Here is an 11,010-nt window from a genome sequence, read left to right as displayed (position 1 = left end):
AACGTGGCCGATCGTGCCGATGTTTACGTGAGGCTTAGTGCGCTCAAACTTACCTTTTGCCATGTCTTTTTTCCTGTGATCGAAAGTTGGGCTAACCGGCCCTCCCGGTTTGGCAGCCGTTTAAGGCTTTCGCAACGAATGCGCAAGCCTTAAATGCGCGCGGGCGAAGGGGCTGCGGGGCACGCCCGCAAAGGCCGCGCGCGCCGCGGCATCGCACGCGAATCACTTTTTACGGCAAGGCCTTACGCGCACTTCCTGCCACCGTACGGCAGCGTTCCACACTGTGGCCACATCGCTGTGCGAGGGTCGTCGCCATGACCATAGGCATCGCTCTCGGCGTCGGAATAGGAGCCGTCATCGGCTCGGCTTTCCTCGACAACGTCCCCATCGGCATCGCGATCGGAATCGCGCTGGGGGCGGCGGGCGGCTGGGCGTTTTCACGAAAGAAGTAAGGGAACCTGCCGGCCGGTGGAGCGGGTAGCGGGAATCGAACCCGCGTATTCAGCTTGGAAGGCTGCTGCTCTACCATTGAGCTATACCCGCGGGTCATCGATCCGAACCGACGAAATGGTGGAGGGAGTTGGATTTGAACCAACGTAGGCTGAGCCAACGGATTTACAGTCCGTCCCCTTTAACCACTCGGGCATCCCTCCAGGTTTCCGTCGGGATCAAGCGACCAGGTATCGACCGGAGAAGGCAACCCTTTCGGGCGGCGCCTCCTATCTGGCGGGGTATATGACCGGCGCAATTCGTCCTGTCAACACGACGTCACGGAAAAAATTGCGAAAAAACCCGACGCCCGGTCCGGCCTGCGGCCGCCGCCATTCGTGTGCCGTCCGCGTTCCCGGATTTTTCATCGGGCCGTTGCCGCAAAACCGCTGCACAGTTTCGCGCGACGTGCTTTATAGGGCCGCATGAGCAAGGATGATACCGGCGGCAAGTCCGCGAAAGACACCCATTACGCCAAGCTGCGCCGGGCGCACCGCGACCAGAAGCGCGAGCGCGGCGAGATCCCGACGCCCAAGGACGACCGCCGGCGCCGGCAGGCGGACGGCTGGAAGCCGCCCGCCCCGGCGGCGCCGGACCAGGTCCATCTCTACGGGCTGCACACGGTGCGCGCCGCCCTCGACAATCCCGAGCGGAAGATCGTGAAGCTCTCGGTGACGCAGAACGCCGCGCAGCGGCTCGGCCTCGCCGACCTGTCCACCCTGCCCTACCCGGTCGAGACCGTGCTTCCCTCCGACCTCGACAGGGTGCTGGGGCCGGAGGCGATCCACCAGGGCGTGATGCTGGAGACGCGGCCCCTGCCCGTGCGCCGGCTGGAGGCGCTGAGGGACAGCCCGCTGCTGCTCGTGCTCGACCAGGTGACCGACCCGCACAATGTCGGCGCGATCATGCGCTCGGCCGTCGCCTTCGACGCCGGCGCCGTCATCACCACGCAGCGCCACTCGCCGACCGAATCGGGCGTGCTCGCCAAGACCGCCTCCGGCGCGCTGGAGCTCATCCCCTATATCCAGGTCACCAATCTCTCCGACGCGCTGGAGGAGCTGCACCGGCTCGGCTTCCTGACGATCGGCCTCGATTCGGAAGGCCCGGCGCCGCTGGAGGGCACGCTTGCCGGCGGGCGCATCGCGCTCGTCATGGGCTCGGAGGGCAAGGGGCTGCGACAGAAGACGCGGGCGACCTGCAAGGCGCTCGCCCGGCTCGACATGCCGGGCGCGATCAAATCCCTCAACGTCTCGAACGCCGCGGCGATCGCGCTCTACGCGACGCGGCGCTTCCTCGCGGGGTAGCCGATACGGCAACGCCCGCCGGGCAGGAACCGGCGGGCGTCTCGCCCGTCCCGACGGGCGGGGTCAGCTTGCGAGCTTCAGCGTCGGGCTGGTGGAGATGACGCGCTCGGCCTCGGAGATCGCCTCGACCTTCTTGTCGGCACCGAGGTTCAGCCCCTCGGCACGGACGATCTCGATGTCGGTGATGCCGACGAAGCCGAGAACGGCCTTCAGGTAGCTTTCCTGATGGTCCATGATCGCCGCCGGGCCGGCGCTGTAATGGCCGCCGCGCGTCGAGATGATGACGACCTTCTTGCCCTGCGCCAGGCCTTCCGGACCGCTTTCCGTGTAGCGGAAGGTCTTGCCGGCAACGGCGATGCGGTCGATCCAGGCCTTGAGCTGGCTCGGCAGCGAGAAATTGTACATCGGCGCGCCGATGACGATCGTGTCGGCGGCGAGGAATTCCTCCAGCACGGCCCGGCCCTCCGCGAGGTCGGCCGCAATGCGTGCGTCGAGCTCCTTCGGCTTCGCATTGGCCGCCATCAGGTGGGAGCCGGACAGATGCGCGAGCGGCGCGGCGACGAGGTCGCGGTAGGTGACGGTCGCGGCCGGCTGCTCGGCCCTGATCTGCGCGACGAGCGCGGCGCTCAGGCGGCGGGAAACGGAATGCTCTCCGAGAATGCCGGAGTCGATGTGGAGGACGTTCATGGGGTCAGCACCTCTGTTCAAATTCGATGCCGACGATATGAAACCAAAACAATCACCTGATTAGACCGCAAAAATCCAATTGACCGTTTCCGACGGGAAACAATAAATGGCGCGGAGACGGACAGGAGCCGACGATGCAGGATCTCAACGACCTCGCCCTCTATGCCGCCGTGGTGCGCCACAAGGGCTTCACGGCGGCGGCCAAGGCGCTTTCGGTGCCGAAATCGAAGATCAGCAAGCGCATCGCCGCGCTCGAGGACCAGCTCGGCGTGCGGCTGATCGAGCGCTCGACGCGCAAGCTCGCCGTCACCGACGTCGGCCAGTCCTTCTACGAGCGCTGCGAGGCGGTGCTGTCCGACGTGCAGTCGGCGGAGGCGGTGGTGGCGATGGCGAAGGCGGCGCCTGCCGGCGTCGTTCGGCTTTCCGTGCCACCGGGCTTCGCGCCGATGATCGCCGACATCCTGCCCGCCTTCATGACGCGCCACCCGCAGGTGCGCGTCTCCATCCTGATGACGAACCGGCCGGTCGACCTCATCGAGGAACGCATCGACGTGGCGCTGCGCGTGCGCGACGGCTACGACGGCGACCAGTCGCTGATCGTCCGCCGCTTCGGCGCGACGCGGCGCTACCTTGCCGCAAGCCCCCGCTTCCTGGAGCGCCACGGGCCGATCACCCTCGACCGGCTCGCGGAGGTGCCGACGCTCTCCATGGAGGAGAATACCGCGAGGACCGTCTGGACGCTCGTCAACGACGACGGCGAGACGCGCGAGGTCGTCTCCACGCCGGTCCTCTCGGCGGCGGACTTCGGCATCCTCGAACGGGCGACGATCGAGGGCGTGGGCGTGGCGCTCCTGCCGGACATCATCTTCGAGCGCGGCTTCCGCGCCGGGCTGCTGAGCCCCGTCCTGCCGGGCTGGTCCTCGGCGGAGGCGTCGGTGCACGCGGTCTTCACCTCGCGCCACGGCATGCTGCCCGCCGTGCGCGCGCTGATCGACCACCTCGCCGTCCACCTGCCCCGCTCGATGCAGCGCTGCCAGGAGGTCGTTCCCCACGCGCCCGCGGAGGCGAACTGGTCGATCTGACCCGCCCTTTTTCCTTTACAGCCGCCGAATTTGTGGTAACTCGCATGGCTGGAGCGCCCTTATAGCTCAGTTGGTAGAGCACCTGATTTGTAATCAGGGGGTCGCGGGTTCGAGTCCTGCTGGGGGCACCATTTCCCTCTCCTCGCGCTGCCGCGGCCTATGGCCGCTTCGCTCCGGAGGGGCGCCGGACGGCCGGCGACGGGCAGTCGCCCCTGCAAACCCTGCGGGTGCGGGGTTTCCCGATGAAGCGCACCATTTTTCCTCGCGCAATGCCGCCGATCGACCCGTTGCACGGGTTCGCCCTCGCTCCGCCTCGGCGTGCCATCTCTTTCTCCCGCGCTGACGCGGCCTGCGGCGGCTTCGCTCCGGAAGGACGCGAGCGGGCGGTCGCCGGTGCGAAAACGCTGCGGGTTCGAGGTTTCCGCGGCGAAGCGCGCACCCCTCCCACTTTTCGGATGCGCATGACGCCAAGGCATGCCACAAAGGCGGGGCGCTCGACGGGGAGCGGGCGGGCCAAGAGGATGCGGACCGGCGGGATGACGCGAGACTTCAGTTCCATTTCCTTCGTCGCCTCGCCGTCGGCCGAGGCGCAGGAGGCCCGGCACGACCTGGTCGCCCTCTACGGCAACACGGACCCGGAGGAGGCCGACGTCATCGTCGCGCTCGGCGGCGACGGCTTCATGCTGCAGACGCTGCACACGACGATGACCACCGGCAAGCCGGTCTACGGCATGAACCGCGGCTCTGTCGGCTTCCTGATGAACCGCTACGACACGACCGACCTCCGCGCGCGCATCGCCGGCGCGGTGGAGAATGCCTTCCGGCCGCTGGAGATGCTGACGGAGGATGCGAGCGGCCAGCAGCGCCGGGCGCTCGCCATCAACGAGGTCTATCTCTTCCGCCAGTCCTACCAGGCGGCGAAGCTGCGCGTGACCGTCGACGGGCGGGTGCGGCTGGAGGAGCTCATCTGCGACGGGCTGCTGCTCGCCACCCCCGCCGGCTCCACCGCCTACAATCTCTCCGCCCACGGGCCGATCCTGCCGCTGGAGGCGCCGCTGCTGGCGCTCACCCCCGTCAGCCCCTTCCGCCCGCGGCGCTGGCGCGGCGCGCTGCTGCCGAACAAGGTGACGGTCGAGATCGACGTGCTGGAGGCGGAGAAGCGGCCGGTCAACGCCGTCGCCGACAACACGGAGGTGAAGTCCGTGACTTCGGTGCGCGTCGCCGAATCGCTCGGGCTGACGGCGCGCATCCTCTCCGACCCCGACCATTCCTGGTCCGACCGGATCCTCGCCGAGCAGTTCGACTATTGAGGCGCGATGCCGGCTGATATAGCCTCCCGGCCAAGGAGTTCGCCCATGATCCGGCCCCTCTTCGCGACCGCGCTTGCCGCCCTCGTCCTCGTGCCGCTCTGCGCACGGGCGGAGGACGAGCCGCCCGTGCCCGCCACGATCACCTTCGTCGTCTCCAGCGGCTTCTGGGAGGAACTGCCGGATGCAGAGGACGATGCGGAGGAGGCAACCGCCCCGCAGGCGGCGCGGCGCGGCTACTACAAGCTGGTCGCCGAACGCCAGCCGGACGGCACGGCGCTCGTCCACCTCCAGCAGATCGAGGCGACGCCTGACGGGCCGAAGATCGCCAGTTCCACGGTGCTGGAAGAATTCTCGGCGCTGAAGCCCTACGTCACCGACATCCGCCCGGAGAATTCCGCCGGCATCACCATCCAGCCCGGCCTCTTCGCCACCGTCTATCTCAAGACCGACCCCGCCGTGGCCGAGCCGGAAAGCTGGACCGTGCTGATCGACGACCTCGGCGACATCAAGGTCGAGCGGGCGACGAACTGAGGACGGAGGCTCGCCCTCCCCTCGACGGCAGGACTATCGCATATGCGGCTTTGCCCCTCGCCCTCACCCTCTCCCCGCCTGCGGGGAGAGGGTGAGGGTTCGGGAAGCGATGCGGCACATCTCCTTCTCCCCGCAGCCAAGGAGGAGGTGGCCGGCAGGCCGGACGGGGCAAGACCGGGAGATCGGCGGAGACCGCCGACCCGCGGCCGAAGGTCAGTTCAGGTCGTCCACCACCGCATCGCCGCCGCCGCTGACGCGGTGGGCGAGCGCTGCCTCCATGAACGGGTCCAGCGCGCCGTCGAGGACGTCCGAGGGCGCGGTGCTCTCGACGCCGGTGCGCAGGTCCTTCACCAGCTGATAGGGCTGCAGCACGTAGGAGCGGATCTGGTGGCCCCAGCCGATGTCGGTCTTCGAGGCCGATTCGGCGTTGGCCGCCTCCTCGCGCTTCTTGAGCTCCGCCTCGTAGAGGCGCGCGCGCAGCATGTCCCAGGCCTTGGCGCGGTTCTTGTGCTGCGAGCGTTCCTGCTGGCAGGCCACGACGATGCCGGTCGGGATGTGCGTGATGCGCACGGCCGAATCGGTCGTGTTGACGTGCTGGCCGCCGGCACCCGAGGAGCGGTAGGTGTCGATGCGGCAGTCGCTCTCGTTCACCTCGATGTTGATCGAGTCGTCCACCACCGGATAGACCCAGATCGAGGAGAAGGAGGTGTGGCGGCGCGCGTTGCTGTCATAGGGCGAGATGCGCACGAGGCGGTGCACGCCCGATTCGGTCTTCAGCCAGCCATAGGCATTGTGGCCCTTGACGAGGATCGTCGCGGACTTGATGCCGGCCTCTTCGCCGTCATGGACTTCGAGCACCTCGACCTTGAAGCCGGAGCGCTCCGCCCAGCGCGTGTACATGCGCAGCAGCATGTTCGCCCAGTCCTGGCTCTCGGTGCCGCCGGCGCCGGAGTGGACTTCCAGATAGGTGTCGTTGCCGTCGGCCTCGCCGGAGAGCATCGCCTCGACCTGCTTGCGCGCGGCCTCGGCGGCGAGCGCCTTCAGCGCCTCCTCGGCGTCCTTGACGATCGCCTGGTCGCCCTCCTCCTCGCCGAGCTCGATCAGCTCGACATTGTCCTTCAGCTGCTGCTCGATGGCCTTCACGCCGCCGATGGCCTCGTCCAGCTGCTGGCGCTCGCGCATCAGCTTCTGGGCTTCCTGGGCATCGTTCCAGAGGTTGGGGTCCTCTGCCTTGTTGTTCAACCAGTCCAGTCGTCTTACCGCCTGATCCCAGTCAAAGATGCCTCCTCAGCAGGCTTATGGCCTGCTTGATCTCGTCGACGACGTTCTCGATTTCCGCTCGCATGTCCGCTTTCTTCGATGCTGTTTCGGGGTGGCCTGAAATAGTGAGAGCGGGCGCGGATGTAAAGCCCCGCGCCCGCCCCGAGATGTGCCGGCAGCTGGATCAGAACAGGCCGCCGCCGCCGCCGGTGATCGCCTGGTTGGCCTGCGGCGAGGAGCGCAGGATCTCCTCGGGCGTGGCGAACTCGTCGCCGCCGATGACCGAGAAGACGTCGGCCGGGCCGGTGCCGGGCTTGAAGGCTTCCATGATCGTGTCCGGATCGCCGGCGTTGGCCTGCATGCCGGTCTTGCGGTTGACGGGGATCAGCTTCATGCCTTCCGGGATGATGAACTTGGTCGGCTGCGTTCCCTCGAGGGCCGCCTGCATGAACTCGTTGAAGACGGGCGAGGCGAGCGAGCCGCCGGTCGCGCCGCGGCCGAGCGGGGCCGGGTTGTCGAAGCCGAGATAGAGGCCGGCGACGAGGTCCGGCGTGTAGCCGACGAACCAGGCGTCCTTCTCGTCGTTGGTGGTGCCCGTCTTGCCGGCAACCGGCCGGTCGAGCTTGATCTTGCCCGCCGCCGTGCCGCGCGTGACGACGCCCTCCATCATCGAGGTGATCTGGTAGGCGGTCATCGGGTCGAGCACCTGCTCGCGGTTGTCGACCAGCACCGGCTCCTCCTGGCTTTCCCAGTCGTTGGCGTTGCAGTCGTCGCAGGTGCGCTCCTCGTGGCGGAAGATCGTCTTGCCGTAGCGGTCCTGGATGCGGTCGATCAGCGAGGGCTTGATCTGCTTGCCGCCGTTGGCGAGTACCGAATAGGCCGAGACCATGCGCAGCACCGTCGTCTCGCCCGAGCCGAGCGACATGGAGAGCACCGGATACATCTTGTCGTAGATGCCGAAGCGCTCGGCATATTCGGCGACGAGGTTCATGCCCATGTCGTTGGCAAGCCTGACCGTCATCAGGTTGCGCGAGCGCTCGATGCCGAGGCGCAGCGTCGAGGGACCGGCGGCGCCGCCGCCGTAGTTCTGCGGGCGCCAGACCTGGCCGCCGGCGACGATCTCGATCGGCGCGTCCATGATGACGGAGGCCGGCGTATAGCCGTTGTCGAGCGCCGCCGCATAGACGAAGGGCTTGAAGGAGGAACCCGGCTGGCGCATCGCCTGGGTGGCGCGGTTGAACTCCGACTGGGCGAAGGAGAAGCCGCCGACCATGGCGAGCACGCGGCCGGTGTGCGGGTCCATGGCGACGAGGCCGCCCTGCACCTTGGGCGGCTGGCGCAGGCGGTAGGAGGCGCCGTCCTCGGTCGGCTCGACATAGACGACGTCGCCGGGACCGAACACGCCGGCGGGCGATTTCGCCGTCTTGCGGTCGCCCTTGGCCGAGCGGTAGGCCCAGGCCATGTTCTTCGCCTCGATGCGGCCCGTCACGCGCTCCTCGACCACCTTGCCGGAGGCCTCCTTGCGCGGCTGCAGGCCGATATCGGCACCGCTCTCGTCGACGGCGAGCACGACGGCGAGCTTCCATTCCGGCACGTCCGACAGCGCGTCGATCTTGGCGAGTTCGACGCCCCAGTCGCCGCCGATCTCGATCGTCTTGACCGGCCCGTGGAAGCCGCGCCGCTCGTCATAGCTGACGAGGCCGTGCTGCAGCGCCTTGCGGGCGGCGACCTGGATGCGCGGGTCGAGCGAGGTGCGCACCGAAAGCCCGCCCTCGTAGAGCGCGTTGTCGCCGTAGCGCTCGATGATCTGGCGGCGCACCTCCTCGGCGAAGAATTCCGAGGCGAAGAGATAGGAGCCGCGGTGGCGCGGCGTCACGCCGAGCGGCTGGGCCTTGGCCTCGGCACCGTCGGAGGCCGACACGTAGCCGTTCTCGACCATGCGGTCGATCACCCAGTTGCGCCGCTCGATCGCGGCCTCGGTGCGGCGGAAGGGATGGTAGTTCGACGGGCCTTTCGGCAGGGCGGCGAGATAGGCGGTCTCGGCGATCGAGAGCTCCGTCACCGACTTGTCGAAATAGGTGAGTGCGGCGCCGGCGATGCCGTAGGAATTGAGGCCGAAGAAGATCTCGTTGAGATAGAGCTCGAGGATGCGGTCCTTGGAATAGGCCTGCTCGATGCGGAAGGAGAGGATCGCCTCCTTCACCTTGCGGTCGATCGTCTGGTCGGAGGAGAGCAGGAAATTCTTGGCGACCTGCTGGGTGATGGTCGAGGCGCCGACCGGGCGGCGGCCGGAGCCCATGTTCTGCAGGTTGGTGACGATGGCGCGGAAGAGGCCCGTCACGTCGACGCCCGGATGCTGGTAGAAGTTCTTGTCCTCCGCCGAGAGGAAGGCGGCCTTGACGCGGTCGGGAATGGCCTGGATCGGCAGGTAGAGCCGGCGCTCGCGGGCATATTCGGCCATCAGCGCGCCGTTGCCGGCATGCATGCGCGTCGTCACGGGCGGCGCGTAGTTGCTCAGCACCTCGTAGTCGGGAAGATCCTTCGCGACATTTCCGAGATAGAGCGCCACGGCGGCGGCGACGACGAGGAAGAAAACCGCGCCGATCCCGAAGAAATATCCAATCAGTCTGACCATGAGCCGATTACCGATGCCTTTATATTATATGACGTCAACATTCCCCGGCACGGGCCGGCGGGCGCGATCTGGCCCCGCCCCGTCGCGGCAGACTCGGCTGCCGATTTTCCCACCCGTGTAGCGACCGGAATGTGAGGAAAATAGGGCTTACAGCATGCGCCCGCCCGTGGCCACCGCACAATGGCGGCCGCTGTCACTTTTCCGGCACAGGCCGCGGCCCTCAGCCGCCGTTGGCGACGACGGCGGCGCGGTAGCGCTCCACGGCCTTCGCCACGAGGCCCGCCACCTTCCTGCGCCACTTCGGATCGATCAGCAGCTGCTCGTCGTCCTTGTTCGACATGAAGCCGAGCTCGAGCAGGACCGAAGGCACGTCCGGCGCCGTCAGCACGCGGAAGCCGGCATGGCGGTGCGGGTTGTTGATCAGCGCCACCTCGCCCTCGAAGGCGCTGACGACGCTGGAGGCGAGGCTGATCGAGAAGGCCTGCGTCTCGCGGCGGGTGAGATCGAGCAGGATGTCGGCGACCTCGGCCGGCTCGCTTTCGAGCGCCATGCCGGCAAGCTGGTCGGAGAGGTTCTCGCGCTCGGCGAGATTGGCGGCGAGGCTGTCGGAGGCCTTGTCGGAAATGGTGTAGACGGTCGCGCCGCGGATGTCCTTCTGGCGCAGCGTGTCGGCATGGATGGAGATCAGCAGGTTCGCGCCGCCGCTGCGGGCGAGCTGCACGCGCTGGGAAAGGGAGAGGAACTCGTCCTTGTCCCGCGTCAGGAAGGCGCGCGTGTCGGCAAGCGCGTTCAGCGCCTCGGCGAGCTCGCGGGCGAAGGCGAGCGTGACGTGCTTCTCCTCCGTCTTCGTCACCCCGCCGCGCGCGCCGTCGTCGATGCCGCCGTGGCCGGCGTCGACCGCCACCACGAAGGGGCCGTCGGTCGCGCCGGCGCCCGGCAGCAGGAAGGGTGCGCGCTCCCCGGCGCCCGCCGCGGCCGTGTCCTTCCAGCTCTGCTTCTCCACCAGGCCCTGGAAGGCCTGGTCGGTGACGATCGCCGCGTCGACGACGAGCCGCCAGGTCGAGGCCTCCTCCTCCTCCTGCACCTCGGCGAGCACGACGCCGACCGGGCGGGCGGCCGTCAGCACGATGCGCGAGCGCCCCGCCGCCATCGTGCCGTAGCGGATGTCGGTGAAGATGCCGCGCGCGGCGAGCTCCTCCGGCTTCACGCCGAAGCCGGTCTCCGGCAGGTCGATGACGATGCGGTAGGGATTGGCGACGTAGTGGACCTCGAAATCCGGCTTCCTGTCGAAGTCGAGGACGAGGCGGGTGCGGGCATCGTCGCCGGCGATGCGGGCGGAGAAGACGAGCAGCGGCTGCGAGGGCTCGGGCGCGGCGGCCGCGGCCGGGCCGAGGACGGTGAGGAGCGTCAGCAGGCCGGCGGCGAGGAGGCGGAAGACATCGGTCGCAACGGTGAGTTTCGGCATCGAAAGCCCGTTCAAGCGCGTGGGGACCGCGAAGCGCGGTGCGGAACAAGGCCCATGGATGCCCTCATATGGTTAAGCGAAGGTTGCCGGCGCGGGGCCGGTCGACCGCCTGCGCACGGATCATGCCAATTTCATCAATATTATGACGCTTCGGGCTTTTCCCTTGCCATTGTGGCATATAGGCCATAAAAGCAAGATCAGGGAGAAAGATTAGACGGGATAGATCGTTCGATCGGGCAGCCACCCC

At 67.7% G+C, this 11,010-nt stretch carries 9 protein-coding genes, 3 tRNA genes and 1 pseudogene; 6 read left to right on the top strand and 7 right to left on the bottom strand.

What is annotated here, in order from left to right:
- Window positions 1-63: pseudogene (locus tag NNZ72_RS06375) on the bottom strand (GTP-binding protein); the annotation flags it as partial.
- Window positions 64-314: 251 nt separating this feature from the next.
- Between NNZ72_RS06375 and NNZ72_RS06370 the strand changes: the two are divergent.
- On the top strand, window positions 315-452 hold the full coding sequence (locus NNZ72_RS06370) for a glycine zipper domain-containing protein (protein ID WP_257314212.1): 138 nt from the start codon (window positions 315-317) through the stop codon (window positions 450-452).
- Between the two features lie 17 nt (window positions 453-469).
- On the opposite strand, the gene NNZ72_RS06365 is transcribed toward NNZ72_RS06370, so the two are convergent.
- Window positions 470-543, bottom strand: a tRNA-Gly gene (locus tag NNZ72_RS06365).
- 25 nt (window positions 544-568) lie between these two features.
- Window positions 569-653 (bottom strand) — tRNA-Tyr (locus tag NNZ72_RS06360).
- A 261-nt stretch (window positions 654-914) separates the two neighbouring features.
- Between NNZ72_RS06360 and rlmB the strand changes: the two genes are divergently transcribed.
- Window positions 915-1,793: a 23S rRNA (guanosine(2251)-2'-O)-methyltransferase RlmB gene (gene rlmB, locus NNZ72_RS06355; RefSeq protein ID WP_257314208.1), complete on the top strand. Its 879-nt coding sequence runs from the start codon at window positions 915-917 to the stop codon at window positions 1,791-1,793.
- A 63-nt stretch (window positions 1,794-1,856) separates the two neighbouring features.
- On the opposite strand, the gene NNZ72_RS06350 is transcribed toward rlmB, so the two are convergent.
- Window positions 1,857-2,480 (bottom strand): FMN-dependent NADH-azoreductase, encoded by a 624-nt coding sequence (locus NNZ72_RS06350; protein WP_257314204.1) that lies wholly within the window; start codon window positions 2,478-2,480, stop codon window positions 1,857-1,859.
- A gap of 134 nt (window positions 2,481-2,614) precedes the next feature.
- Here NNZ72_RS06350 and NNZ72_RS06345 point away from each other — a divergent pair, with 134 nt between their 5' ends.
- From NNZ72_RS06345 to NNZ72_RS06330, 4 genes are all read left to right on the top strand, one after another.
- On the top strand, window positions 2,615-3,562 hold the full coding sequence (locus NNZ72_RS06345) for a LysR substrate-binding domain-containing protein (RefSeq protein WP_257314203.1): 948 nt from the start codon (window positions 2,615-2,617) through the stop codon (window positions 3,560-3,562).
- A 55-nt stretch (window positions 3,563-3,617) separates the two neighbouring features.
- A tRNA-Thr gene (locus NNZ72_RS06340) sits at window positions 3,618-3,693 on the top strand.
- A 405-nt stretch (window positions 3,694-4,098) separates the two neighbouring features.
- Window positions 4,099-4,872, top strand: a complete 774-nt coding sequence (locus NNZ72_RS06335; protein WP_257314201.1) for an NAD kinase — start codon at window positions 4,099-4,101, stop codon at window positions 4,870-4,872.
- Between the two features lie 45 nt (window positions 4,873-4,917).
- A complete protein-coding gene (locus NNZ72_RS06330; RefSeq protein WP_257314198.1) occupies window positions 4,918-5,403 on the top strand; it encodes a hypothetical protein in 486 nt (161 codons plus the stop codon).
- A 213-nt stretch (window positions 5,404-5,616) separates the two neighbouring features.
- Here the strand turns inward: NNZ72_RS06330 and prfB are convergent.
- From prfB to NNZ72_RS06315, 3 genes are all read right to left on the bottom strand, one after another.
- Window positions 5,617-6,748, bottom strand: a protein-coding gene (prfB, locus tag NNZ72_RS06325; protein WP_257314195.1) for a peptide chain release factor 2 whose coding sequence is annotated in 2 segments (ribosomal slippage) — window positions 5,617-6,678 and window positions 6,680-6,748 — 1,131 coding nt in all. Because the reading frame shifts where the segments join, the coding sequence is not laid out codon by codon here.
- A 99-nt stretch (window positions 6,749-6,847) separates the two neighbouring features.
- Entirely contained in the window at window positions 6,848-9,298 is a 2,451-nt protein-coding gene (locus tag NNZ72_RS06320) for a penicillin-binding protein 1A (RefSeq protein ID WP_257314192.1), read from the bottom strand.
- Between the two features lie 220 nt (window positions 9,299-9,518).
- Window positions 9,519-10,763: an N-acetylmuramoyl-L-alanine amidase gene (locus NNZ72_RS06315; RefSeq protein WP_257314189.1), complete on the bottom strand. Its 1,245-nt coding sequence runs from the start codon at window positions 10,761-10,763 to the stop codon at window positions 9,519-9,521.
- Window positions 10,764-11,010 lie beyond the last annotated feature (247 nt).

It is taken from the genome of Shinella pollutisoli (genome assembly GCF_024609765.1).
GTDB lineage: Bacteria > Pseudomonadota > Alphaproteobacteria > Rhizobiales > Rhizobiaceae > Shinella > Shinella pollutisoli.
This window is presented reverse-complemented; position numbering and strand designations above follow the sequence as displayed.

Excerpts from the sequence above, each read along its gene's own strand:
- NNZ72_RS06370 (WP_257314212.1), top strand. The coding sequence starts at position 315 with ATGACCATAGGCATCGCTCTCGGCGTCGGAATAGGAGCCGTCATCGGC.
- rlmB (WP_257314208.1), top strand. The coding sequence starts at position 915 with ATGAGCAAGGATGATACCGGCGGCAAGTCCGCGAAAGACACCCATTAC.
- NNZ72_RS06350 (WP_257314204.1), bottom strand. The coding sequence starts at position 2,480 with ATGAACGTCCTCCACATCGACTCCGGCATTCTCGGAGAGCATTCCGTT.
- NNZ72_RS06345 (WP_257314203.1), top strand. The coding sequence starts at position 2,615 with ATGCAGGATCTCAACGACCTCGCCCTCTATGCCGCCGTGGTGCGCCAC.
- NNZ72_RS06335 (WP_257314201.1), top strand. The coding sequence starts at position 4,099 with ATGACGCGAGACTTCAGTTCCATTTCCTTCGTCGCCTCGCCGTCGGCC.
- NNZ72_RS06330 (WP_257314198.1), top strand. The coding sequence starts at position 4,918 with ATGATCCGGCCCCTCTTCGCGACCGCGCTTGCCGCCCTCGTCCTCGTG.
- NNZ72_RS06320 (WP_257314192.1), bottom strand. The coding sequence starts at position 9,298 with ATGGTCAGACTGATTGGATATTTCTTCGGGATCGGCGCGGTTTTCTTC.
- NNZ72_RS06315 (WP_257314189.1), bottom strand. The coding sequence starts at position 10,763 with ATGCCGAAACTCACCGTTGCGACCGATGTCTTCCGCCTCCTCGCCGCC.